Here is a 23,545-nt window from a genome sequence, read left to right on the forward strand (position 1 = left end):
GGGCGGTCAGGTGGTCAGGAGGGGATCGGGTAGGGGAAGGCGCTCGTCACGCCGATCTTGTCGTACTCCATCTTCGAGCGGTCGAAGTCGTCCTGCCAGTTGGCGTTCGTGACCTCGTTGCACTGGTACGACTGGTACTTGTCGTCGCTCACCTCGCCCACCTCGACGTTCGAGATGGAGAAGCCGCAGCCGCCGGCGTCCATGTGGACGCCGCGCGTCCCCGAGTCCGGCATCTGGCCCGCGGGGTCGTTGAGGACGTCCCCGATGACCATCTGCGTCACGTGGTTGTCGATGGCGTGCGGTTCGACGTTGTGCACGCCGTAGGTGTAGAAGGCGCCCATGTCGCCGCTGTCCAGGCCGGTCTCCTCCAGGCGGATGTAGGAGAAGCGGTTGCCCCTGGCGTAGTTGTCGGCGTTGGCGATCTCGGGGCGGACCTCCAGGCTGATGCCGTAGCGGGCGCTGTGCTTGACGACCACGTTGCTGACCTCGTTGTGGCCGGTGCTCATCAGCTCGATGCCGGAGGCGTCGCCGGGGACGAGCTCGCCGACGTGGTCGATGTAGGTGTTGCTGATGGTGTGGTGGCCGGAGATGTCACCTTCGCCGGGGTAGCCGCCTTCGACCTTGATGCCGTCGCCGCCGAGGTTGGCGAGCAGGCTGTCGGTGATCTTGACCCGTTCGTTCGCGAAGAGCAGGAAGATGCCGGTGAAGCCGGTGTCGGAGACGTGCAGCCTGGTCAGGCCGATGTCGCGGGTGTTCTCCAGGGTGATCATGCCGAACCGGTTGCGCGGCATCTCGATCTGCCGGTCGTAGATCGGGTACTTGTGCTCGTAGCCGGAGTCGCCGGAGGAGTTCCAGCCGTAGCGGTACCAGTTGACGAAGTCGGAGTACTGCAGGGCGAGCCCGTCGAAGGTGAGCCGCTCGACCCGCTTGTCGGGCGACGACCCGGCCAGCGAGATGATCGTCTTCACGGTCGGCGCCATGACCTTGTCGATGGAGGTCTTCGGCCAGTAGTAGACCTCGCTGTTGGCGAAGTCGAAGTAGTACTCACCGGGCTGGTCGAGGAAGCGCAGCGTGTTCTGCACGAAGTAGCGGGAGCCGCTGCGGCTGTTGACCAGGGCGAAGCGGCTGTCGTGGTTGAGGGTGAAGAAGTTCTTGCGGAAGTCCGCGCCGCCGAGCGGCACGTGGTCGGTGAACCAGCTCCACGACCCGCCCGACCAGACCACCATCTGGGCGTTCTTGTCGAAGTCGGCGTCCCACTCCTGCGGGATGTCCTTGGGGTCGAAGAACAGCCAGTTGTGCACGGCCTGGTATTCGGCCTCGGGCGTCACCGAGAACAGGTAGGGCGACCAGAGGTCGTCGGCGGTCCTGTTGGGGTGGCGGGCGGTGGTGGCGCGGGCGCCGTCCTCGAAGAGCGTGTAGAAGGTCCGGTCGACCTTCGTCTTGTAGATGTTGTCCTTGTACTTCTCCCACCCCGTGACCGGCCGGGCGCCGACGAGGCGGGCCTTGCCGGGGCCGTCGGCGCTGCGGTAGGTGATGGTGTGGCCGTCGCGGCCTGAGTCGGCGTCGGTGAACTCGATGGTCTTGTCGACGACGTAGTCACCGGCCTTGACGTTGACCACGATGTCGCAGTTCTTCTGGTACTTCGGGTTCCTGAGCTGGTCGCGGGCCTGCTCGATGGTCTTCCACGGGTTCCTGGCGCTGCCGTCGCCGCGTTCGCTGCCGGTGGTGGCCACGTAGTAGTCGCACGTCCTGGCCGTGGCAGTGGCCGGGGTGGTCAGGCCGCCCAGGAGTAACGCGACGGCGCCGATGGACCTGAGGATCACTGGCTCTCCTTAACCTCCCGCCACCGTTCGTACTCGGCGCGGGTCTCGGGGGTGAGGGGGTAGTAGTCGGACAGTGCGCCGCCCTCCTCGATGCGGGCCCTGCTGTAGCGCTCCCACTGCTCGTGGTCGGCGGCGGCCTCCAGCACCTGGCCGGCCCGGCGCAGCGGCACCACCACGGCGCCGTCGTCGTCGGCCACGCACAGGTCGCCGGGCAGCGCGAGCGCCCCGCCCACGGCCACCGGCACGTCGTACGCCCAGGGGAACAGCTCGGCCTGCGAGGCGTAGTGCGGGGTGGCGCCGGTGCACCAGATGGGCAGGCCGACGCCGCTGACGCGGGGCAGGTCCCTGATCCTGCCGTCCACGACGATGCCCGCGCCGCCCCTGCGCTTGAAGTAGCGGACCAGCATGTCGCCGAAGCAGCCGGTGTAGGCGCTCCCGTACGCCTGCACCACGAGCACGTCTCCTGGTTTGATGTCCTCGAGCACGTGCCACAGGGCTGTGTGCCGCTCGACGTACTCCTGCCCGAGCCCGGAGGCGATGTCCTCACGCTGCGGCATGAACTGCAGCGTGCGGACCCGTCCGGCGATCTTCTGGCCTTGGGCGATGGGGCGCGGGCCTTCGATGAAGGTCCGCCGGATGCCCTGGGCGTGCAGCTTGGCGCAGGCGGTGGCCGAGCTGATCCGGGACAGCCCCGCGATGAGCGCGGGATCGGGGTCCGCGGGCAGCGACCCGCGAACGGGGAGATCCCAGATGGCCTCGTCCATGTGACTCCTCAGTAGTGCTGGTGTGACGGCGTGCGGACGCGCGCGGTCGTGTGCAGGTCGAGCCGGATGCGGCGGCCGGGCGGCAGCTCCACGAGCAGCCGCGGGCCGTGCACCGGCACCTCCTGCTCGCTCTCGTGGATGGGGGGTGCGGTGTAGGCGCGGGGGTCGCCCGGGTAGCCGTCACCGGCGGAGCTGGTGGTGGTGACGTGGTCGATGTCGTGCTCGCCGAACTGGCCGGCCTGCACCACGACCCGGCGGGTGCTGCTGAGGCTGAGGTTGACCAGCTCCAGCTCGGCGCCGTCGGCGCGGACCGCGCTGACCAGGGCGGCCACGTCGGGCGGCAGGCCGGGGCGGTGGCGGTCGGCGTCGAAGTAGGCCAGGCGGGTCGGCAGCAGGCCGCCGTTGTAGAGCACCTGCGGGGTGCCGGTGACGAGCTGCAGCAGCGCCTCGGTGAGCACGGGGTTGAGCCGCTGCCAGTGGTGCACGTGGATGGTGGCGAGGTCGGCGTCGTCGGCCTCGATGAGCGCCATGCGGCGCTGCACCTGGCCGAGCGCGGTGGTGAGCATCAGCTCTGGGTAGGCCGGGTTGGCGCCGCGCAGGTACTCCAGCCAGGGCGCCTCGTGTCCCGCCTCCTCCTTGTTGCGGAACGGCCGCACGGTCGTCCAGTCGTAGCCGGACGCGCGGCGCAGCCGCTCCAGCCGGTCGGCGTCCGCGCCGCCGAGCGAGCGGTGCCAGAGCCAGACGGGCAGACCGAGCTGCGGCGGCTGGAAGTCGAACCAGCCGGAGTCGTCGTGCCGGTTGGGCACCAGCATGGTGGGTTTGCACGCCTCGTCGCCCAGCTCGGCCAGCCAGCGGTCGCTGATGCTCATCTCGGTCTCGGTGACGGCGGCCTGGGTGGCGCGCTCGTACACCGCCTCCAAGGGGTCGCGGCCGATGGCCAGCGCGGCGTCGTCGCCGGTCAGCAGATGGGCGTTGACGGCGGCGATCGCGGCGGCGGCGCCCACGCTGTAGAGGCCGTGCGGCCACTGCCAGCCGTAGTTGCCGCCGTACCAGCGGCCGTCGTGCAGCTCGCCGACGATGCCGGTCGGGCCCACGTTGTCGGGGATGATCCCGTCGTTGGCCTCGGCCCTGCGCTGCCAGGCGCCGATGTAGCGCAGCGCCCAGTCGCGGTAGCGGTCGTCGCCGTCGTACAGCCAGGCGTTGACGGCCAGGCTGGTCGCGGCGAGGTTGACGGCGACGTCACCGCGGCCGATGCGCTCGCTCATGGCGGCGCCCATGCGGGCGGCGTTGCACGGATCGCCGAGGTCCTCCCAGCGGGTGATGCCGGGCAGGTCGCGCAGCGGCAGGCCGAACGGCCGCATGCTGACCAGGTCGGTGTGGTAGGAGGCCCACTCCCACTGCAGGCCGTAGCGGGGGCCGACGGCGCCGTTGTGCGGGGCGCGGATGATGTCGTGCTCGGCGTCGTAGTTGGCCGAGCCCGGCAGGTACAGCTCGGCGAAGCGGCGGGCCCGCTCGGCGAACCGCTCGTCGCGCGGGTCGGCGGCGCAGATGCCGTAGAACAGCAGCATCGACTCGCCCTGGTGGAACCAGTCGTAGCCGCGCTCGTACTCGTCCACCAGGTAGCCCAGCTCGGTGAGCTGGGCGGTGACGCCCTCCCAGTGCTGCTTGGCCGCACCGAGCAGGTCGTCGGCGCCGCCGAGCTGGTAGAGGGTCGGCCAGTTGAAGAACGCCTCGTAGAAGTCGTCGGCCCCGTCGCGGTCGGCGGCCGGGCCGTGGTAGATCAGCCGCCCGTCGGGTCCGCAGTAGCGGCCGGCGAAGGCCCGCCAGGCCTCGTCGAGGGCGTCGAACAGCCGGCGTTCCAGCACCGCCCAGGCCGGGGGCGCGCCGAGCGGTACGGTCGCTCTGATCTCGCGCATGGTCACCCTTTCGTAGCTCCTGCCGTGAGGCCGCTGATGATGTGCCGCTGCATGAAGACGAAGAAGACGAGCAGGGGAGCGATGGCCAGCAGCAGCGTCGGGAAGACCACCGAGTAGTCGGTGGAGTACTGGCTGACCGCCGCGTAGACGCCGGTGGTGACGGTGTAGAGGCCGCTGCCGGGGCCGAGGATGATCTGCGGGTTCACGAAGTCGTTCCACACCGAGAAGGTGTTCAGGATGATCATCGTGGCGACCGCGGGCCGCATCAGCGGGAAGACGATCTGCCAGAACGTCCGCAGCCTGCCCGCCCCGTCCACCGCCGCCGCCTGGTCGAGCACGGCGGGGATGGTCGCGATGTAGCCGGCGTACAGGAAGATCGAGAACGGCAGCGTGAGCGTGGTCTCGAACAGCACGAACCCGCGGATGGTGCCCATCAGGCCGAGGGTCTTGAGCACGTACACGACGGGGATGACCAGCACCTGGCCGGGGATGAAGGTGCCGGCCAGGAAGAACAGCATGAGGACGCGGAAGCGGCGCTTGGGGCTGCGGGCGATCACGTACGCGGCGGGCGCGGCCAGCCCCACCGACAGCACGTTGACCGCCACCACGAACAGCAGCGTGATCGCGTAGCCCTTGGCCACGTTGAAGTTGGGGTTGGTCAGCGCCCTGCCGAGCGGTTCGAGGGTCAGGCCGCCCAGGCCGAACGGGTTGGCCAGGATGTCCTGCTGGCCCTTGAAGGCGTTGACGGTCAGCACGTACAGGGGGATGAGCATGAAGGCGGCGGCCGCCCAGAGGAACGTCTTTCTCATTGGTGCACCGCCAGCTCGCCGCGCCTGCGCAGCTTCGTCACCACGAACGCCAGCGCCGCCGTGACCACCATGAGGATCACCGACTGGGCCGAGCCGAAGCCGAGGCGGGCGTCGTGGAAGGAGTTCCAGAGGATGAGGTAGGCGACGGTCTGGGTCTGCCCGGCCGGGCCGCCCGCCGTCAGCGAGACGACCAGGTCGTACGTCTTCAGCAGCGTCACCAGCGACAGCACGATGTTCACCGTCACCGACGGCCCGAGCGCGGGCAGCGTGACGTTCCTGAACACCTGCCACCGCGTGGCCCCGTCGATGCGGGCCGCCTCGATCAGCGAGTGCGGCACCGCCTGCAGCCCGGCCAGGTAGAGCACCACGTTGACGCCGAACCCGGCCCACACCAGCACCGCGATCATGGTGACGGTGGCCCACGCCGGGTCGGACAGGAACGGCAGCACCTCGCCGCCCCAGGTGGTGATGAGGTTGTTGACCGCGCCGGTGGTGCCGAGGATGGCCGACCAGAGGAAGCCGACCACCAGGGCGCTGAGCACGTGCGGGTAGAACAGCACGATCCGGAAGAACGTGTTGAGCCGGGAGGCGCCGTTCACCAGGAGGGCGAAGCCGAGGCCGCACAGGTTGAGCCCGGCGGTGCCGGCCGCGGCGACGAGCAGGGTGACCAGCGCCGCGCGGCGCAGCTCGGGGTCGTCGAGCAGGTTGACGTAGTTGGCGGCGCCGACGAAGGCGGGGTCGGCGCTGAAGCCGTCCCAGTCGGTCAGGCTCAGGTAGAGGGCCAGGCCGACCGGGACGATCAGCATGACCACGTAGAGCACGGTCGCCGGCGCCACCATCAGCGTGGTCGCCAGGCCCTCGGTGCGGCGCCTGGAGCGCTCGCCCACGGGGGGCCGTCGCACGGTCGGGGGTGCCTCCCGGGTGAGCGTCATGACTTGCCGGCCACCCAGCGGTCCACGCCCTCCGCGACCTCCTTGGGTGACTTGCCCACGTACAGGCCCTGGACCTCGGTGTTCCACGCGGCGTTGAAGCCCTTGGGCAGGGTGGCGTCGCCGTAGCCCTCACCCTGCGGGACGCCCTGCGGCGCCTGGTCGAGGATCTCCTGGACCTGCTTCTCCAGCGGGGTGAACGCGCGCTCGACGCCGGTGCGGAAGTTGCCGTCCTGGGCGAGCTGGCTCTTGACCGCCCCGGGGTCGGTGACGAGCCACTGGACGAGCTTGAGCGCGGCGTCCTTGTTGGGGGTGGACTTGAGGATCATGTACGGGGCCGCCAGTGTCGCGCCCTGCGGCCCCGGGTAGGTCTGGCCCTTGTCGACCGGGGCGGGGAAGACGCCGACCTCGAAGTCCTTCTCGGCCTTGGCCTCGGTGGCGGTGAACCAGCTCCCCATGACGTACATGCCGGATTTGCCGGACAGGAAATTCGTCTCGGCGTCGGCGTACTTCATGCCGAGCGCGTTCTTGTCGACGTACCCCTTGTCGATCCAGGTGCGGTAGCGCTCCAGGTAGGGCAGCAGCGACTCGCCCGCCTTGATCTTGCCCGCCTTGACGTCCTGCTGCCAGGTGGGATGCAGCTGCGCCCTGCTGGGGTTGGACAGCTGCAGCACCTGCAGCCCGGTGAGGAAGTCGCCGCCGGTCTGCAGCGGCAGGTAGCCCGCGTCCTTGAGCTTGCCCATGGCGGCGTCGAACTCGTCGAACGTGGTCGGCGGCTCCTTGATGCCCGCCTTCTCGAACGCGGCCTTGTTGTAGAAGACCAGCGACTGGGCCTGCACGCCGACGCCGACGGTGTAGATCCTGCCGCCCAGCTTGGCCTGCTCGGCGAGCGGCGTGTCCTTGGCCCACGGCTGGTCGCTCAGGTCGAGAAGCTGCTGGGCCAGCGTCTCGTCGGCCATCAGCGTCTCCACCACGTCGGGTGCGTTGCCTGCGGCGAGCTGCTGCGGCAGCGTGTCGGCCACGCCCTTGCCGGTCGGCGCCTCGATCTTGACGTCGATGCCGGGGTTGGCCTGCTCGAACGGCTTGACCAGGCCCTCCCAGTACGTCTGGGTGAGGTTCGGGCTGATGTTCACCAGCATCCGGACGGTGACCTGGCCGTCCTCGTTCTGCTGCGCCTGGGAGTCGCCGGCGAAGCCGCCCCCGCCGCAGCCGGTCAGGACGAGCAGGCAGCCGAGGGCCGATAGGGCGAGGGACGGTCGGGGGGAACGCATCGCACCTCCAAGGGGGCGAGATCTGCGACGCCTTTTAATGGGTCGGTACTCGATTAGCGATTATTTAATACGTTGGTCACATGGGGTCGTCAAGGGGATATGTGACGCTACAAAAACGTTTCTAGCGGCTTACTGAGTCATAAGTACGTTAAAGTGGGCCCGTGAACGCACCCGATGACGACAAGCGGCTGGTGGTGGGCGACGAGGAGCTCGCCACGCTGCGGGAGTGGGCCGCGCGCGAGCCGGCCAAGGGGACGGCGCTGCGCAGCCGCATCGTCCTGGCCTGTGCCGAGGGGCTGCCCCGCAAGGAGATCGCGAGCAGGCTCGGCGTGAGTCCCGCCACGGTCGCCAAGTGGCGGGCCCGCTTCGTCGAGCGCGGCATCGACGGGCTCGACGACGCGCCCAGGCCGGGCCGCCCGCGCAGCCCCGAGCGGCAGGAGGCCGAGCGGGTCATCGCCGCCGCGGCCGACGGCGCCGCCGTGCCGTCCACCAGGACGATGGCCGCCCAGCTCGGCCTCTCGCAGTCCACGGTGGCGCGCATCTGGCAGGAGCAGCAGATCGCGCCGCCCGCCGCCCGCCTGCTGCCCAGAGAGCTGCTGTCCGACCGCGTCTACGCGCTGCTGCGCGGCTGGATCGTCTCCGGCGAGCTGACGGCCGGGCAGCGCCTGGTGGAAGCCGAGATCGCCCGCCGGGTCGGCACCAGCCAGGCACCGGCACGTGAGGCGATCAAGCGGCTGGCGCACGAGGGCCTGGTCATCTCCTATCCGAACCGGGGCAGCTACGTCGCCGAGATCTCGGACGAGCAGGCCCGGGAGGTTCGCGACATCAGGGTGTTGCTGGAGGAGTATGCCGCACGAGGCGCGGCTGCCCGCATCCAGCCCGAGACGTTGCGCCAGCTCTCGGCCGACGTGCTGGCCATGCGCAAGGCGGCGCGCGACGGCGACATCGGCGCCTTCCGCGACGCCGACCTCGCCTTCCACCGCCGGGTCTGCGCGGCCTGCGGAAACTCCTTCCTGCTGCGGCTGTGGCGGACGATCGAGTCGAACCTGTGGAGCCTGCACGTCGTGGGCAACCCGCTCTACGACGGCGACTGGGGCGCGATGGCCGGTCACCACGACGACCTGGTCGCGGCGCTGGCCGCGGGCGACCCCGAGGAGGCCGCCCGCCTGTTCGCCGCCCACGCCCGTGGCGAGGCCTCCCGCACCCGCCCCAAGAACGCGGCAGGTGCGGGCGACGCCGTGATGGTTCAGACAGATGGTGTGATTCGGGCAGATGGGGTGGTTCGGGCGGACGGGGTGGTTCAGATGGACGGGGCGACCTCGTAGGTGGCGCCGCGGCGGGTGTTCAGCACGATCACGTTCGGTTCCGGCCGCTCGGTCTTGACCGGCCGGCCGTGCTCGGTGACCGTCACAGGGCCCGCCGTGCGCAGCGTCAGCCGCCGCCCGAGGTCCGACCTGATCCGGCCGCGCCGCAGCGCGCCACCGGCCCACTCCACGTCCACCTCGAACCCGCCACGGGCCCGCAGCCCCCGGTAGGACCCGGCCGGCCAGGCGGCGGGCAGGGCGGGCAGCAGGTGCACCTGGTCGGCGTGGCTCTGCAGCAGCATCTCGGTGATGCCCGAGGTGCCGCCGAAGTTCCCGTCGATCTGGAACGGCGGGTGCAGGTCGAACATGTTGGGGGCGGTCCGCGCGGGCACCAGCAGGTTCGACAGCCGCTTGTACGCCTCGGCCGAGTCCAGCAGCCGCGCCCAAAAGTTGATCTTCCAGGCCAGCGACCACCCGGCGCCCGCCTCGCCGCGCAGCTCCAGCGTCCGCCGCGCGGCCTGGGCCAGCTCCGGCGAGAGCCTGGGGTCGATCTGGTGCGCGGGGAACAGCCCCCACAGGTGGGAGATGTGCCGGCTGCGCGACAGCGCCGCGTCGCCCCGGTAGTCCTCCTGCCACTCCTGGATCTGCCCGAGGTGCCCGATCTGGTTGGGGACGAGCCGCCCGCGCGCCTCCGACGCCTTGGCCGCCAGCTCCGGCTCGGCCCCGAGCACCTCCGACGCCTCGGCGAAGGCCCCGAACAGCTCGCGCAGGATCTGCATGTCCATGGTCGGGCCCGCGCAGATGCTGACGTTCTCGCCGTCGTCCTCGTGGTGGCCGACCTCCGGGGAGTGCGACGGGTTCGTCACCAGGTAGCCGGACCCGGGGTCGGTCTGCAGCGTGTCGAGGAAGAACTCCACAGAGCCCTTGATCAGCGGGAAGTGCTCGCGCAGCCGCCGCTCGTCGCCGGTGTAGAGGTAGTGCTCCCACAGGGTCAGGCAGAGCCAGGCGCCGCCGGTCGGCCAGACGCCGTAGAAGGCGAAGTCCACCGGCGCGGTGCCGCGCCAGCCGTCGGTGTTGTGGTGGGCGACCCAGCCCTTGGCGCCGTACTGCGTCTTCGCGGTTTTCGCCCCCGTCTCCGACAGGTCCTTGATGAGGTCGAAGAGCGGGTCCATGCACTCGATGAGGTTGCCCGGTGCGGCCGGCCAGTAGTTCATCTCCAGGTTGATGTTGATCGTGTACTTCGACTCCCAGGCCGGGGTCAGCGAGTCGTTCCAGACGCCCTGGAGGTTGGCCGCGTGGCCGGGGGAGCGGGAGGAGGAGATGAGCAGGTAGCGGCCGTACTGGAAGTAGAGCGCGGCGAGCTGCGGGTCGGTGTCGAGCTGCTTGCGGGCGATGCGCTCGTCGGTCGGCAGCGCGGCCGCGTCGGACGTGCCGAGGTCGATCGACACCCGGCCGAACAGCTCCTGGTAGTCGCGTACGTGCTTGCGCCGCAGCACCTCGTACGGCTGCCCGCTCGCCCGCTTGAGATACCGCCCGGCCACCTCGGCGGGGTCACCGCCGACGTCCCGGTAGCTGCGGTAGCTGGAGCCCATGGAGATGAGCAGGGTGACCTCGTCGGCGCCCTCGACCGACAGCGTGCCGCCCTCGGTGCGCACGGTGCCGCGCTTGGCCTCCGCCTTGGCCAGGGCACGGAAGCGCACCTCGCCCTTCAGCCCCTGGGTGTCGCCGCTGACGCCGTCGAGCGCGATCGTGTCGTGCCCGGCCGCCGAGGAGGTGACGTTCTGCGGGCTGGTGAAGGCGGCCTGGAACGTCACCGAGCCCGGCTTGTCGGCGCTGAGCCGGACCACGATGACCTGGTCGGGGTTGCTCGCGAGGACCTCCCGGGTGTGCCGCACGCCGTCGCGCACGAAGCTCACGGAGGTGACGGCGGTGGTCAGGTCCAGCTCGCGGCGGTAGTCGGTGAACTCGTCGGAACCGGGGAAGGTCAGCGTCAGGTCGCCGAGCACCTGGTACGGCGCCTGCTCGCTGGGCTGCCCGAGGAACTTCTGGTCGGCCAGGTTCTGGGCCGCCTTCCACTTGTCCTCCCACACCCACTGCCGGATCTGGGGGAGCGCGGCCAGCGCCTCGGGGTTGTCGTAGGTGTGCGGGCCGCCGGCCCAGATGCTGTCCTCGTTGAGCTGGAGCCGTTCTGTGGCCACGCCGCCGAAGACCATCGCGCCCAGCCGGCCGCAGCCGACGGGCAGCGCCTCCAGCCACTGGGCGGCCGGGCGGGTGTACCAGAGGGTCAGGGCGTCGTCGCCGGCGGCGGCCCAGGCGGGGCCGGCCGCGACGCCGTTCACGAGCAGGGATCCGGCGGCGGCCGTCAGACCGGTCGCGAGCACGCCTCGGCGCGTGTAGCCGTCGTTGGTCACGGTTGCTCCTGTTCGGTGGGGTGGGGGATGGACGCTCGCCCGGGGGCGACGAGCCGGCTGCCCGGGGTCAGTGCCGGGTGCGCACTGCCGTGCGCACGAGCCAAGGGCGAGAATCGCCCTATACATGGGATGTATCTTTACGTCACACTGCCGATATCTGTCCAGACCCGGCGTAATTTCGTTGAAACATCGGAGGAAAAGCCGTGAGCCGTATCGACGCCCACCACCACGTCTGGGACCTGGCGGCCCGCCCGCACGCCTGGCTCGACCCCGAGCCGATGGCGCCGGTGCGGCGCACGTACACGCTGGACGACCTCGCCGGGCACGCCGCGGCGGCCGGCGTGACCCGCACGGTGCTCGTGCAGGTGCTGCCCGACCTGGACGAGACCCGCGAGTTCCTCGCGCTCGCAGCCGCGTCCGAGCTGGTCGCCGGCGTGGTCGGATGGATCGACCTCACCGCGCCGGGCGTCGCCGACACGCTGGCCGCGCTGCCGCCGGGGCTCGTGGGCGTGCGCCACGGCGTGCAGTCCGAGCCCGACCCGGCCTGGCTCGACCGGCCAGGCGTGCGCCGCGGGCTGGCCGACGTGGCCGCCGCCGGGCTCGCCTACGACCTGCTCACGCTGCCGCACCAGCTCCCTTCCGCGATCAGGACGGTGGCCGCGCTGCCCCAGCTGACGTTCGTGCTCGACCACCTGTCCAAGCCGCCGATCGCGAGCGGCGAGCTGGAGCCGTGGCGCGGCCACGTCAGGGAGCTGGCCGCGTACCCGAACGTCTACTGCAAGCTGTCCGGCATGGTCACTGAAGCAGTCACCGAAGCAGCCACCGAAGCCGTCAACGAGGCCCTCAACGAGGCCGGCCGCACGTCCTGGCGGGTGTCCGACCTGCGGCCGTACGCCGAGACCGTGCTGGAGGCGTTCGGGCCCGAGCGGGTGATGTTCGGCTCCGACTGGCCGGTCTGCCTGCTCGCCGCCCGCTACGACCAGGTCGTGGCGGCCGCCGACGAGCTGTGCGCCGGCCTGTCGGAGGACGAGCGGGCCGCCGTCTTCGCCGGGACCGCCCGCCGCGCGTACAAGATCTAGGCGGCCTCCACCCTGAACGTCGTGTGGTAGCTGCGCGACTCCTGCGGGCCCAGCCAGATCATGCTGCCGTCCTGGCGGGCCGCAGCGTCGCCCGCCACGTGGTGGGTGGAGGGCTCAAGACCGACCGCGTAGTTGCCCGAGCGCAGGTTCAGCCACTCGAAGAAGTACGGGAACTCCGCCGCCCGCCACTCGACGGCCACCCGCATGCCGATCCGGTCGTTGACCACGGCCACTCGGTGCAGGCCGTCGGAGCGCGGCACCAGCGCGTGCTCGTACACCTGCTCCACGAACCCCGGCGCCGGCCCGGGGAAGACGACGTGGTCGGCCTTCTGCTCGGCGACGCTGTCGCTCTGCCACAGCGTCTCGCGGACGTCGGCCTCCAGCCTGGCGCCCTCGTCGAGCAGCGGCCAGCCCAGATTGATGTGGTACAGGTACATGTGCGGCGTCGGCTCGAACCCGGCGTTGGTCACCGTGTCGGTCAGCCGGATCTCGTCGCCGCCCAGGTCGGCCTCGATCCGGCGGACCAGCCGCAGGTTCTCGGCGAACACCGCGGCCTGCCGCATCTCGCCCTCCGCCCACAGCACGCAGCGCTCGCCGTCCCACCGCTCGCCGTAGCCGGTCAGCCGCGCGGGCAGGTTACCGGCCCGGCCGTGCAGCCCGTGCCGTACGGACGCGCGCGGCGGATACCGGTAACCCCCGGCGGGCACGTCGCCGCCGAACAGCGTGTGGTCGAGCCCGGCCGTCACGATCAGCCCCGAGAACGAGCGCAGCCACGACAGCCCGTCCTCGTCGTTGTTCTCGTGCAGCCCCGGGTGCCGGAAGCCGGTGGGTGAGCGCCAGCCGAAGGCGCGCCCGGCGTGTTCGGCGTGCCCGATGTCCATGCACCGGTCCACCAGCACGTCGAACGCCAGCCCGGAGCCGGTGCGGAACTCCAGCGTCCTGATGCCGCGCTCGACGCCGTCGCCCAGCGTCACCAGCCGGACCCCGCCGGCCGCGCTCAGATCGCCCGTCAGCTCGGCCAGCCGGCCGCGGTTCGGCATCATGCCATCACCCACCCTCCGTTGACTTCGATGGTCTGGCCCGTGACGAAGGAGGCGTCGGGGCCGGTCAGGAACGACACCACGGCGGCCAGCTCGTCCGGCGTGCCACGCCGCTGCAGCGCCTGCCGCTCCAGCACCATGCGGTTGTACGCCTCCAGGTCCTCGTGGATCTCCTCGGCCGCCGTCGGGAACGCGCCGGGCGAGACGCAGTTGACCCTGATCTCGCGCGGGCCCAGCTCGCGGGCCAGCGCCCGGGTGAGCGCCGCCGCCGCGCCCTTGGTCGAGACGTACGCGGCCAGGTCGGACCAGCCGCCGTGCATGGTGATCGAGGCGACGTTGACGATCGCGCCCCCGCCGAGGCCGAGCATGTGCCGGGCGGCGTGCTGCGCGCACAGCCAGTAGGCGCGCTGGTTGACCGCCACCACCTCGTCGTACTCGGCGGGCGGCATCTCGAGGAACGGCCTGGCCGGGTAGACGGCGGCGTTGTTGACCAGGATGCCGACCGGGCCGAGCCGCTCGGCCGTCTCGGCGAACGCCGCCTCGATCGCGGCCGGGTCGCGCAGGTCGGTCTTCAGGTTGAGCGCGCCGGACAGGCCGCCCGCGTCGACGTCGAGTGCCGCCACCCGGTGGCCGTCGGCGGTCAGGCGGCGCACGATCGCGCCGCCGAGCGCGCCCGCGGCTCCCGTGACGAGCGCCGTGGTCATGTCGTCCTCCATTCCTCGTGCAGGTCCTTCAGCAGGCGCCGGGGCGGTGTCCCGGCCAGCAGCCCGTCGCGGACGATCGCGGACGAGCGCCGCTGCCGCTCGATGTAGCCGGGGAAGCGCGGCCTGATCCAGGCGGCCTCCAGCGTCGCGCGGGTGTCGCGGTAGAAGCCGTCGCCGTTCTCCCAGACGGAGTGCGCGGCCGGCTGCCCGCCGGTGGCGGGGAACAGCCCGGCCTGCACCGGCTCCGACGTCAGCCGCAGCAGGTGCGTCCGCACCGGCTCCCGCTTGTCCAGGGCGCGGCGCGAGACCGCGAGGCCGGTGCCGCCCAGCACGCTGCCGGGCGGACCGCCGGGCCAGGCGGGCGCGTCGGAGAAGGCCAGCGGGTACGTGACGTAGCCGTACAGCAGGGGACACCAGTCGATCCGGCCCGCCGCGATCGCGTCCAGCACGCCGATCGGGTTGAGCAGCGACACCTCGCGGTCCGCGTGCGCCAGCAGCTCGGCCATCAGCTCCAGCGCCCGCTCGCCGGCCGCCTCGTCCAGGAACTCGCCGCAGGTCAGCGCGCAGAACATGAGGAACGCGTGCGGCCCGCCGAGGCACAGGGCCATCCGCGCGCCCCGCGCCTGCGCGGCCACCTCGGGCCAGGTGCCCGGCACCCGCAGGCCCTGCCGGGCGGCGGCCACCTGGGCCGCGGCGTCCAGCGGCAGCGCCCACTGGCGGCCGTCCAGCCGGTAGCTCTCCCAGGACCGGCCCGCGAACCGCAGCCCGGCCAGCTCCTCAGGGGCGAACAGCTCCTCCATCGGCACCAGCGCGTCCACCGCCGCGCCCAGCCCTGGATGGTCGATCACCAGCACGTCGTACGTCTCGGCCAGCGTCGCGATCGGCTCGGACTCGAACCCCTCCAGGGGCTGCCTGTCCCACCTGATCGGCTCGGGCACCCGCCCGTACGGGTGCTCGCCCGCCTGGTCGAGCCGGGTCAGCCGCTCCAGCGGCGCGTACCCGCGCGGATGGTCCCAGGTCAGTCCTCGCATGCCAGCACGCCCTCCGCCACCAGCTCGGCGGTGCGCTCGGCCGGGTAGCCGAGCTCCGCGAGCAGCTCCCTGGTGTGCTCGCCCACCAGCGGCGCGCCCCTGCGCACCTCCGGTGGGGCGGCGCTGAGGCCGTAGGGGAAGCCGGGCGTGGTGACCGTGCCCTCGGTGCGGTGCTCGTAGGTGACGAACGAGCCGTTGTGCTCGACCTGCGGGTCGGCGACCAGGTCGGCGTAGCCGTACACCGGGCCCGCCCACAGGTCGTGGCGGGCGAAGATCTCCAGCCACTCCTCCGTCGTGCGCTCGGGCAGCCGGGACGCCACCAGCGCGGTGATCTCGTCGCGTCTGGTGTGGCCGTCGGCGTCGCCGTCCATCGCGGCCAGCTCGGGCAGATCGAGCGCCAAGGCCAGTCCGTCGAGCCGCGGCATGCCGAGCGCGACGTAGCCGTCCTTCGTGGCGAAGACGCCGTACGGGGCCCTGATGTAGGTGTGGCCGTGCGGCTCACGGCCGCGCCGCTGCGGCACCTTGCCGACCGTGAAGATCGAAAGCTCCTGCATCTGCACGGCGACCGCCGCGTCCAGCATGTTCACGCTCACCCGCTGGCCCTCGCCGGTCCGCTCACGGTGCAGCAGCGCGGCCAGCGCGCCCTCGAAGGCGCTGTAGGCGGTGATGGCGTCGATCGCGTACGAGCCCGCGGGCGCCGGCGGGTCGCCCTCCCTGCCCGTGCTCAGCATGGCCCCGCTCATGGCCTGCAGCAGCAGGTCCTGGCCTGGGCGGGCGGCATAGGGCCCGGTCTCGCCGTAGCCGGACATGGAGACGTACACGATGGACGGGTTGAGCCCGCTGATCGTGTCGTGGTCCATGCCCAGCCGCTCGGCCACGCCCGGCCGGTAGTTCTGCAGGAACACGTCGGCCGTCGCGGCCAGCCGGTGCACGATCTCGCGGCCCGCCTCGGACTTGAGGTTCACCGCGAGGCTGCGCTTGTTGCGGTTGAGCGACAGGAACGAGGCGTTGACCTTGTTGCCGGTCGCGCCGCCCGCCGGGGCGTGGCGCTGCCACTCGCCCGTGACCGGCTCCACCTTGACCACGTCGGCGCCGAGGTCGCCGAGCCGCATCGCGGCCAGCGGCCCCGCCATCGCGATGGACAGGTCGATCACCCGGTAGCCGTCGAGCACGCCCATGTCAGCGCCCCTCGAAGACGGGCTCGCGGCGGGCGGCGAACGCGGCCCTGCCCTCGGCGGCGTCGGCCGTGGCGAAGCAGACGGTCTGCAGGTCGCGCTCGTACCTGATGGCCTGGTCGAGCGGCATCGAGTAGGCGGCGCCCAGGTTGGACTTGGCGGTCTGCGCGGCGATCGGCGGGCGCCTGGCGATGGTGGCGGCCAGCTCCTTGGCCGCCGCGGCCAGCGCCCCGGGCGGGTACACCTCGGTGACCAGGCCCCACGACAACGCGCGGGCGGCGTCGATCGGGTCGCCGGTCAGCAGCATCGTGGCCGCGTTGCTGGGGCCCACCGCGTGCGCGAGCAGCGCCGACTGGCCGCTGCCGCCGATCCAGCCCAGCTTGATCTCCGGCGCGGCGAACGTCGCCGTCTCGGACGCCAGCCGGATGTCGCAGGCCAGCGCCAGCTCCAGGCCGCCGCCGTAGGCGTAACCGTTGATCGCCGCGATGATCGGCTTGCGCAGCGCACGGACGGCGTCGCCGTAGTCGCCGCGGTTGCGGAACTCCCACGGCGTCGCGTACTCGTCCAGCTCGCGGATGTCGCTGCCGACGCAGAACGAGCGCTCGCCCGCGCCCGTCAGGACGGCCACCCTGATCTGCGGGTCGGCGTCCACCCTGGTCAGGCAGGCGCGCAGCGCTGCGGCCATGTCGGGGGTGATGGCGTTGAGCTTGGCGGGTCGGTTGAGGGTGACGACGGCCACCGGGCCGTCGACGTCGATGAGGACGTCCAAGGGGAGGCTCATTTCTAGCAGCAGAATTTCTAGCAGCAGAGACGTACGTGCTGTTCGGCGTCGGCGCGGGCCACCTCGACCACCGTGCGCATGGCCTCCTCGGCCTTGCGGTGGTGGCGGCGCCTGATGGCCTGGGCCACGCGCTCGTGGTTGGGCAGCGTTTCCTTGTTGTGCGCCACCGAGCGGGTGTGCACCTGGCGCACGGACCGCAGGGCGATGCTGATCATGTCGTAGAGGTAGAGCAGCAGGTCGTTGTCGGCGGCGGCGAACACCGCCTGGTGGAAGGCCAGGTCGGCCTCGATGAACGGCTCGGGGTCGTCGGCCGTGGCGTACAGCGCGGCCAGGGCCTCGTCGATGCGGCGCAACGCCGCCGCGTCGGCCCGCTCGGCGGCCACCCTCGCGGCGCCGGGCTCCAGCGCGACCCGCAGGTCGGCCAGCACCCGGATGTCCTCGGGGCGCGGCTCGGGCTCGAACCGCCAGCTCAGCACGTCGGCGTCGAGCAGGCTCCACGACTCGCGGGGCCGCACGATCGTGCCCGCGCTCCTCCTGGTCTCCAGCAGGCCCTTGCCGGCCAGCACCTTCACGCCCTCGCGCACCGCCGAGCGGCCCACGCCCAGCTCGCCGACCAGCTCCTCCTCGATGGGGATGGAGGTGCCTGGCGCCAGCTCGCCGTTGACGATGCGGGCGCCGAGCGCGCGTACGACCTGGACGTGCCGGGCCGCGTCACTGCGGGGATCAGTAGCCACGGACCCGCACGCTATCCCGAGCCCGGCCGAATTCCTAGACCCTTCATCAGATGAAGTTCGAGTTTCATCTGATGAAGTCTTCACAGAGCCGCGGTCCGGTAGTAGCTTGCCGTGAGGCTGGTAGCCGCCGTGAGGCGCCAACCGACATCTCCCGACATCTGCCGACCTCGACCCACCCCCACCTCCGTTCGCGAGGGAGCGGCCATGACGACCCTGGGACTCATCCACACCTCGGCCACGCTCGTGCCGGTCTTCGCCGACCTGTGCGCGCGGCACCTGCCGGGCGTCGAGACGTTCAACATCGTCGACGACAGCCTGATCAAGAACACCGTCACCGCCGGGCGCCTCACCCCCGGCACCGCGCGCCGCGTCGCCGGGCACATCGCCTCCGCCGAGGCGGCGGGCGCCGACCGCATCCTGGTCACCTGCTCCTCCATCGGCGCCGCCGTCGAGGCAGCGGAGCCGCTGACCGGCGTGCCCGTCACCCGCGTGGACCGGCCCATGGCCGACCGCGCCGTCGCCATCGGGCGCAGGATCGGCGTCATCGCCACCCTCGCCACCACCCTCGACCCCACCGCCGACCTCGTACGCCGCCGCGCCGAAGCGGCAGGAGCCGGCGTCACGCTCACCGCCCGGCTGTGCGAGGGCGCGTTCGAGGCGCTGATGAGCGGCGACGCCGCCACCCACGACGCCCGCGTCGCCGCCGCGCTCACCGAGCTGGCCGGGGAGGTGGACGTCATCGTGCTCGCCCAGGCGTCCATGGCTCGGGTCGCGGACGCCGTCGTCTCGCCCGTGCCCATCCTGGCCAGCCCGCCCCTGGCCATGGAGCACCTCGCTAAGGAGCTGCATGCGTGAGCTGACCGTCGCCACGTACCAGGTCGTCACCCGGCTGCCGCTCGACCAGGCGGTCGGCGCGATCGCCGGCGAGCAGAGCACCGGGACGTTCGTCAGCGTCGCCGGCGAGACCGACGAGCTGCGCGCCCGGCACGGCGCCGTCGTGCTGGACATCACCGAGGTCCCGCCGCCCATCGCCGAGCCGCTGCCAGGGGCGCGCGGTGACGGGCCGCTGCGGGCGGCGCTCGTCCGCATCGGGTTTCCCCTGGAGAACACCGGGCCTTCGCTGACGAACCTGCTGCCCGTCGTCGCCGGCAACCTCTACGAGCTGCGCGAGGCGGCCGGGCTCAAGCTCGTCGACCTGGAGCTGCCCGCCGCGTTCGGGGCGGCGTACCTGCCGGCCGCGTACGCCGTCGAGGGCACCAGGGGGCTCGTCGGGCGGCCCGACGGGGTGCTCATCGGCACCATCGTCAAGCCCAACGTCGGGCTGCGGCCCGCCGACTACGTGCCGCTCGTGCGCGAGCTGGGGCTGGCCGGGGCCGACTTCATCAAGGACGACGAGGTCAACGCCGACTGCCCGCCCGCGCCGCTCGCCCAGCGGGTCAAGGCCGTCACCGGGGCGCTCGACGAGGTCGAACGGCGTACCGGGCGGCGGCCCATGTACGCCTTCAACATCAGCGACGAGCCCGACCGCATGCTGCGCAACCACGACCTGGTGGTGGCCGCGGGCGGGACCTGCGTGATGGTGAACCTCAACGTCGTCGGTTTCCCGTCCGTCGCCATGCTGCGGCGCCACGCCCGCGTCCCCATCCACGCCCACGTCACCGGCATCGGAGCACTCGCCCGGCACCCCGGGCTGGGGATCGGGTACGTCGCCTACCAGAAACTGGCGCGCCTGGCCGGTGTGGACCACCTGCACTGCGGCGGCTTCCACAGCAAGTTCTACGTCACCGACGACGAGGTGGCCGCAACGGTCACCGCCGTCCGCACACCGCTGCTCGGCGGCTTCCCTTGCCTCCCCGTCCTGTCCTCCGCCCAATGGGCCGGCACCGCCCCCGTCACCTTCGACCGCACGGGCACGGACGACCTGCTGATCCTGGCCGGTGGCGGCGTCCTCGGCCACCCCGACGGCCCCGCCGCCGGGGTGACCAGCATCCGCCAAGCCTGGAGGGCGACGACCTCCGGCACCCCCCTGGAGAAGGCAGACACCCCCGAACTGACCCGCGCCCTGACCCACTTCGGCGGAATGGTCCCCCGATGAGGCAGGCATGGGGCATCACCTGCACAGGGGTGGTGTGGTGACGCTTTTCGGGTTCGTTGCCGATGACTTCACCGGGGCTACGGATGCTTTGTGGCAGTTCAGGCGCTTTGGACTGAGCGGGTCGCTGGTGACCGATGCGCGGCGGTTGCACGATCGCACCGACGTCATCGGGCTCGCCACCACGGCGAGGGCCGCCGAGGATCCGGTGGCGGTCGCGCTGCCGGCGCTTGAGGCGGTGGCGGCTCTCGGGCCGGCGGTGGTGCAGTACAAGGTCTGCTCGACGTTCGACTCCGCGCCCGAGCGGGGCAGCATCGGGGCCGTCATCGCGGCCCTGCGCCGCACCGGGCTCGCTGAAGGGCCGGTGCCGGTGCTGGCCGCGCAGCCCGAGTTCGGGCGTTACACCTGGTACGCCAACCACTTCGTCCGCTATGGCGATGACGTGCTCCGTCTCGACCGTTACCCGCCCGCCCGCGATCACCCGGTCACCCCCGCCAGTGAAGCCGACCTGCGGGTCCGGCTCACCGAGCAGGGCGCCGGGCGGGTCGGCCGGCTGCCGGCGGACGCGACGCCCGAGCAGTACCTCGCCCGCCGCGACGACGACGCCGTCATCGCCGACGCCACCACCGACGCCCACCTCCACACCCTCGGCCACCTCCTCCTCTCCACCGCTTGGTCCTCGGCTTCGGGGTCTCGCCCCTCCGCGCGGGTGCTGTGGTGTGTGGGGTCCGGGGGATTGAGCCAGGCGCTGGCGTGGGCGGCGGCAGAGCGGCGGGCGCCCATGGAACCCGGGCCCGGACCGGTCGGACAGAGCCCGGGCGCGGCCGGACAGCCGGCGCTGGGGGCGATGGTGCCGGTGCTGGTGGTTTCTGGGAGCCGGTCTTCTGTTACCGCGCGGCAGATCGCCGCCGCCCGGCAAGCCGGGTGGGAGGTCGTGGATGTGGCTGAGGGGCTCTCCGTGGCGGAGGAGAGTTTGCGGGCGGGGCGGCACACCATCGTGCAGTCCACCCTGGGGCCCGTCCGTGACCCGGAAGGGATCGGGGAGGCGCTGGGCCGGGTGGCGGTGGCGGCGGTGCGGGGTGGGTTGACGCGGCGGGTGGTGGTGGCCGGGGGCGACACCTCCGGGCAGGTGGTGGCGGCGTTGGGTGCCCATGCGCTGGACGTGGTCGGATCCCTGGCGGTGGGCGGGCCCGTTTGCGTGCTTTCCGCGGATGATCCGGCGGTCGATGGGCTGGAGGTGGCGCTCAAGGGCGGTCAGGTGGGGCCGGATGACTTCTTTCTCCGGGCGGCCGCGGGTTCACTTCCGACCGTGCGCGGTGGCCGCGGGACGGGATGATGGTCGGCATGCACTTCCAGCCGATCGAGCGCCCCGCCCAGGCGTTCCAGCAGCCCGTGACCCCCGCCCATCTCCAGGAGATCAGCCGCCGGGTCTTCGGCCGCGACGCCGTGGAGGCGGTCGAGCTGGGCCTCGGCATGTACAACACCACGTACAAGGTGACGGTCGAGGGGCGGGACCGGCCGGTGGTGATGCGGTTCGCACCGGAGCCCGCCCGTCAGGCCCGCTCCGAGCGGGAGCTGATGCGCAACGAGTACGCGACCGCCCCCTACCTCGCCCCGATCGCCCCGCTGATGCCCAGGATCATCGCCGCCGACTGGTCGCACGAGCTGATCGGCCGCGACTACCTCGTGCAGACGCTCCTGGACGGCGTGCCCGCCCCCGACGGCCTGCCCGGCTACCCCCGCCCCACCTGGACGAGCTTCTTCAGGAAGATGGGGGAGATCACCAGAAAGATCCACGACGTGCGCGGCCCCGCATTCGGCCCCGGATTCGGCCCCGGATTCGGCCCCGTGGCGGCGCCCGCGTACCGGACGTGGAGCGAGGCCGTGGCCGGCGCCCTGCGCGAGCTGGCGGCGGACGCGGAAGACGCCGGCCTGCACGCCGCCGACCTGCGCAAGGCCGCCGCGCTGGCGGAGGAGCGGCGTGACGTGCTCGACGAGATCACCGAGCCGCGCCTGCTCACCGGCGACCTGTGGACGGTCAACGCCATGATCGCGAAGGACGCGCCCGAGCCCACGCTGACCGGGGTGCTCGACTTCGACCGTACGTGGTGGGGCGACCCGGCCGCTGACTGGACGATCAGGATGGCGAACGCCAAGCAGGACGAGCGGCTGGCGTTCTGGGAGACGTACGGGAAGCAGGACCGCACCCCCGCCGCAACGTGGCGCTCGCTGATCTACGAGATCCGCCATCTCGGCGCCGTCCGGCTGGAGCGCCACCGTCACGGGGAGTGCGACGGCGTCGCGCAGTCCTACGACGACGTGACCGCCGTGCTCGCGGAGATCGATTGAGGCTCACAGCGGCGCCTCTCCGAATATGATGTTGATCATCGATCGGGGCCGTCAATTGATGTCCGGATTCTGTGACACAAGCCCCTGCGAGAGGCACTGGAACGGCCATCTGATCAGCCGCATTTCCGCAGGTCGATCCCCGTTTTCCGGGTCTCTGAGCGGGTCGGGGTGATCTATTGCGAGTGACCTGACCGTTATATTTCGCGATTCTGACTGTTATCGCTTTGCTTATATATTGCGCGGTGATCAGTCATCTTGACGTCACGTGAATTTCGCGATGTGAGATGGGATTTCCGTTGAGGGGGCGTCGCTCCGCGAGGGGTTCGCGCCCTCGATCAACGCGAACGGAGAGTGATGGGCAAGTACCTGCTCCGCAGGTTGGCGATAAATGTGATCTTGGTCGCTATCGCGGCAAGCTTGGCGTACATGCTCGCGGCCACCACCATGAACCCGCGAGGGGCGTACGAGGGGCGGCAGCCCCCGGTTCCCGAGGCGACCATCGATGCCACACTTGACGCCTACAACCTGAACGACAAGACGCCCGTGCTCGAGCGCTACGCGACCTGGGCCTCCGGCGTCATCACCGGAGACTTCGGCAAGACCTGGAACGGCGGCTCGGTCAACGCCGAGATGGGCCGCCGGGTCATGGTCAGCCTCCGGCTCCTGCTCATCGGCACCCTGCTGGGGTTCGCGGTGGGCGTGGCGCTGGGTGCGATCTCCGCGGTCAAGCAGTACAAGCTCAGTGATCGGTTAATAGGGGTCAGTTCCTTCGTCATCATGGCGATCCCGGTGTTCGTGCTGGCCACGTTGCTGGCGATCGCGACGTACAACCTGAACAGAGGGCTCGGGTTCACGCTGATCGAGTACACCGGCGAGTACGACCCCCGGCTCTCCGGCTGGGACCAGTTCCTCAACCGGCTGAACCACCTCATCCTCCCGACGATCTCCCTCAGCCTCGGCTCCATCGCGTTCTACAGCCGGATCCAGCGCAACATGATGCTCGACGTGCTGAACCAGGACTTCGTCCGCACCGCGATGGCCAAGGGCCTGCGGCGCAGGACGGCGCTCATCAAGCACGCGCTGCGCACGGCGCTGATCCCGTCGGCGACGTACTTCGCGTTCGCGTTCGGGACGATGTTCACCGGCGCCACGTTCACGGAGAAGATCTTCGCCTGGCACGGCATGGGCGCCTGGCTGGTCGACTCGATCAACCAGAACGACGTGAACTCGGTGGCCGCGGTGACCTTCTTCGCCGCGGTGTGCGTGCTCGCGGCGTCGTTCCTGTCGGACCTGCTGGTGGCGGCCCTCGATCCACGGGTGCGGGTGAGCTAGA

The 23,545-nt window shown here is 71.3% G+C and carries 20 protein-coding genes; 7 read left to right on the forward strand and 13 right to left on the reverse strand.

Annotated features, from left to right (window positions below):
* Nucleotides 1-14: 14 nt before the first annotated feature.
* Genes ABZW11_RS19850 through ABZW11_RS19875 form a run of 6 tightly spaced genes read right to left on the reverse strand, consistent with a single transcriptional unit; the run spans nt 15 to nt 7,512 of the window.
* Nucleotides 15-1,823: a right-handed parallel beta-helix repeat-containing protein gene (locus ABZW11_RS19850; RefSeq protein ID WP_355419010.1), complete on the reverse strand. Its 1,809-nt coding sequence runs from the start codon at nt 1,821-1,823 to the stop codon at nt 15-17.
* A complete protein-coding gene (locus tag ABZW11_RS19855) occupies nt 1,820-2,587 on the reverse strand; it encodes a hypothetical protein (RefSeq protein WP_355419012.1) in 768 nt (255 codons plus the stop codon). The genes ABZW11_RS19850 and ABZW11_RS19855 overlap by 4 nt, the downstream gene beginning before the upstream one ends.
* An 8-nt stretch (nt 2,588-2,595) precedes the next feature.
* Nucleotides 2,596-4,503 (reverse strand): hypothetical protein, encoded by a 1,908-nt coding sequence (locus ABZW11_RS19860; RefSeq protein WP_355419014.1) that lies wholly within the window; start codon nt 4,501-4,503, stop codon nt 2,596-2,598.
* Nucleotides 4,504-4,505: 2 nt separating this feature from the next.
* The gene (locus tag ABZW11_RS19865) at nt 4,506-5,312 is read right to left on the reverse strand and encodes a carbohydrate ABC transporter permease (protein WP_355419016.1); all 807 of its coding nucleotides are present in this window, start codon (nt 5,310-5,312) and stop codon (nt 4,506-4,508) included.
* Nucleotides 5,309-6,214, reverse strand: a complete 906-nt coding sequence (locus ABZW11_RS19870; RefSeq protein ID WP_355419017.1) for a sugar ABC transporter permease — start codon at nt 6,212-6,214, stop codon at nt 5,309-5,311. The genes ABZW11_RS19865 and ABZW11_RS19870 overlap by 4 nt, the downstream gene beginning before the upstream one ends.
* Nucleotides 6,215-6,240: 26 nt before the next feature.
* Nucleotides 6,241-7,512, reverse strand: a complete 1,272-nt coding sequence (locus ABZW11_RS19875) for an extracellular solute-binding protein (protein ID WP_355419019.1) — start codon at nt 7,510-7,512, stop codon at nt 6,241-6,243.
* A 161-nt stretch (nt 7,513-7,673) separates the two neighbouring features.
* On the opposite strand from ABZW11_RS19875, the gene ABZW11_RS19880 reads away from it, so the two are divergent.
* Entirely contained in the window at nt 7,674-8,837 is a 1,164-nt protein-coding gene (locus ABZW11_RS19880; RefSeq protein WP_355419021.1) for an FCD domain-containing protein, read from the forward strand.
* Here ABZW11_RS19880 and ABZW11_RS19885 read toward each other — a convergent pair.
* Entirely contained in the window at nt 8,813-11,227 is a 2,415-nt protein-coding gene (locus tag ABZW11_RS19885; protein ID WP_355419023.1) for a glycoside hydrolase family 95 protein, read from the reverse strand. The two genes, ABZW11_RS19880 and ABZW11_RS19885, sit on opposite strands and share 25 nt — an antisense overlap.
* Before the next feature lie 203 nt (nt 11,228-11,430).
* On the opposite strand from ABZW11_RS19885, the gene ABZW11_RS19890 reads away from it, so the two are divergent.
* Nucleotides 11,431-12,306 (forward strand): amidohydrolase family protein, encoded by an 876-nt coding sequence (locus ABZW11_RS19890; RefSeq protein ID WP_355419025.1) that lies wholly within the window; start codon nt 11,431-11,433, stop codon nt 12,304-12,306.
* Here the strand turns inward: ABZW11_RS19890 and ABZW11_RS19895 are convergent.
* Genes ABZW11_RS19895 through ABZW11_RS19920 form a run of 6 tightly spaced genes read right to left on the reverse strand, consistent with a single transcriptional unit; the run spans nt 12,303 to nt 17,771 of the window.
* Nucleotides 12,303-13,349 carry an aldose 1-epimerase family protein gene (locus ABZW11_RS19895; RefSeq protein WP_355419027.1) on the reverse strand — a complete coding sequence of 349 codons (1,047 nt, stop codon included), beginning with the start codon at nt 13,347-13,349 and terminating at the stop codon, nt 12,303-12,305. The genes ABZW11_RS19890 and ABZW11_RS19895 overlap by 4 nt on opposite strands.
* Nucleotides 13,346-14,050: an SDR family oxidoreductase gene (locus ABZW11_RS19900; protein WP_355419029.1), complete on the reverse strand. Its 705-nt coding sequence runs from the start codon at nt 14,048-14,050 to the stop codon at nt 13,346-13,348. The genes ABZW11_RS19895 and ABZW11_RS19900 overlap by 4 nt, the downstream gene beginning before the upstream one ends.
* Entirely contained in the window at nt 14,047-15,081 is a 1,035-nt protein-coding gene (locus tag ABZW11_RS19905) for a hypothetical protein (RefSeq protein WP_355419031.1), read from the reverse strand. Before ABZW11_RS19905 ends, ABZW11_RS19900 begins: the two co-directional genes overlap by 4 nt.
* Nucleotides 15,069-16,259, reverse strand: coding sequence for a CoA transferase (locus tag ABZW11_RS19910; RefSeq protein ID WP_355419033.1), 1,191 nt, complete (start codon nt 16,257-16,259; stop codon nt 15,069-15,071). Before ABZW11_RS19910 ends, ABZW11_RS19905 begins: the two co-directional genes overlap by 13 nt.
* Before the next feature lies 1 nt (nt 16,260).
* On the reverse strand, nt 16,261-17,037 hold the full coding sequence (locus ABZW11_RS19915) for an enoyl-CoA hydratase/isomerase family protein (protein WP_355419035.1): 777 nt from the start codon (nt 17,035-17,037) through the stop codon (nt 16,261-16,263).
* Between the two features lie 17 nt (nt 17,038-17,054).
* A complete protein-coding gene (locus tag ABZW11_RS19920; RefSeq protein WP_355419037.1) occupies nt 17,055-17,771 on the reverse strand; it encodes a FadR/GntR family transcriptional regulator in 717 nt (238 codons plus the stop codon).
* A 204-nt stretch (nt 17,772-17,975) separates the two neighbouring features.
* Here ABZW11_RS19920 and ABZW11_RS19925 point away from each other — a divergent pair, with 204 nt between their 5' ends.
* The 5 genes from ABZW11_RS19925 to ABZW11_RS19945 all read left to right on the forward strand — a co-directional run bounded on the left by ABZW11_RS19925 (nt 17,976) and on the right by ABZW11_RS19945 (nt 23,544).
* Nucleotides 17,976-18,626: an aspartate/glutamate racemase family protein gene (locus ABZW11_RS19925; RefSeq protein WP_355419039.1), complete on the forward strand. Its 651-nt coding sequence runs from the start codon at nt 17,976-17,978 to the stop codon at nt 18,624-18,626.
* Nucleotides 18,619-19,866, forward strand: a complete 1,248-nt coding sequence (locus ABZW11_RS19930; RefSeq protein WP_355419041.1) for a RuBisCO large subunit C-terminal-like domain-containing protein — start codon at nt 18,619-18,621, stop codon at nt 19,864-19,866. Before ABZW11_RS19925 ends, ABZW11_RS19930 begins: the two co-directional genes overlap by 8 nt.
* Before the next feature lie 7 nt (nt 19,867-19,873).
* Complete coding sequence (locus tag ABZW11_RS19935; RefSeq protein WP_355419043.1) at nt 19,874-21,199, forward strand: four-carbon acid sugar kinase family protein; 1,326 nt, start codon at nt 19,874-19,876, stop codon at nt 21,197-21,199.
* Nucleotides 21,200-21,207: 8 nt separating this feature from the next.
* The gene (locus ABZW11_RS19940; RefSeq protein WP_355419045.1) at nt 21,208-22,212 is read left to right on the forward strand and encodes an aminoglycoside phosphotransferase family protein; all 1,005 of its coding nucleotides are present in this window, start codon (nt 21,208-21,210) and stop codon (nt 22,210-22,212) included.
* A 354-nt stretch (nt 22,213-22,566) separates the two neighbouring features.
* Nucleotides 22,567-23,544, forward strand: coding sequence for an ABC transporter permease (locus ABZW11_RS19945; protein ID WP_355419047.1), 978 nt, complete (start codon nt 22,567-22,569; stop codon nt 23,542-23,544).
* Nucleotide 23,545: the final 1 nt, after the last annotated feature.

This window comes from Nonomuraea sp. NPDC004580 (assembly GCF_040609855.1).
GTDB lineage: Bacteria > Actinomycetota > Actinomycetes > Streptosporangiales > Streptosporangiaceae > Nonomuraea > Nonomuraea salmonea.

Coding starts and splice junctions, on each gene's coding strand:
- ABZW11_RS19855 (WP_355419012.1), bottom strand. CDS start 2,587: ATGGACGAGGCCATCTGGGATCTCCCCGTTCGCGGGTCGCTGCCCGCG.
- ABZW11_RS19860 (WP_355419014.1), bottom strand. CDS start 4,503: ATGCGCGAGATCAGAGCGACCGTACCGCTCGGCGCGCCCCCGGCCTGG.
- ABZW11_RS19865 (WP_355419016.1), bottom strand. CDS start 5,312: ATGAGAAAGACGTTCCTCTGGGCGGCCGCCGCCTTCATGCTCATCCCC.
- ABZW11_RS19875 (WP_355419019.1), bottom strand. CDS start 7,512: ATGCGTTCCCCCCGACCGTCCCTCGCCCTATCGGCCCTCGGCTGCCTG.
- ABZW11_RS19895 (WP_355419027.1), bottom strand. CDS start 13,349: ATGATGCCGAACCGCGGCCGGCTGGCCGAGCTGACGGGCGATCTGAGC.
- ABZW11_RS19900 (WP_355419029.1), bottom strand. CDS start 14,050: ATGACCACGGCGCTCGTCACGGGAGCCGCGGGCGCGCTCGGCGGCGCG.
- ABZW11_RS19905 (WP_355419031.1), bottom strand. CDS start 15,081: ATGCGAGGACTGACCTGGGACCATCCGCGCGGGTACGCGCCGCTGGAG.
- ABZW11_RS19910 (WP_355419033.1), bottom strand. CDS start 16,259: ATGGGCGTGCTCGACGGCTACCGGGTGATCGACCTGTCCATCGCGATG.
- ABZW11_RS19915 (WP_355419035.1), bottom strand. CDS start 17,037: ATGAGCCTCCCCTTGGACGTCCTCATCGACGTCGACGGCCCGGTGGCC.
- ABZW11_RS19925 (WP_355419039.1), top strand. CDS start 17,976: ATGACGACCCTGGGACTCATCCACACCTCGGCCACGCTCGTGCCGGTC.
- ABZW11_RS19930 (WP_355419041.1), top strand. CDS start 18,619: ATGCGTGAGCTGACCGTCGCCACGTACCAGGTCGTCACCCGGCTGCCG.
- ABZW11_RS19935 (WP_355419043.1), top strand. CDS start 19,874: ATGGGGCATCACCTGCACAGGGGTGGTGTGGTGACGCTTTTCGGGTTC.
- ABZW11_RS19940 (WP_355419045.1), top strand. CDS start 21,208: ATGCACTTCCAGCCGATCGAGCGCCCCGCCCAGGCGTTCCAGCAGCCC.
- ABZW11_RS19945 (WP_355419047.1), top strand. CDS start 22,567: ATGGGCAAGTACCTGCTCCGCAGGTTGGCGATAAATGTGATCTTGGTC.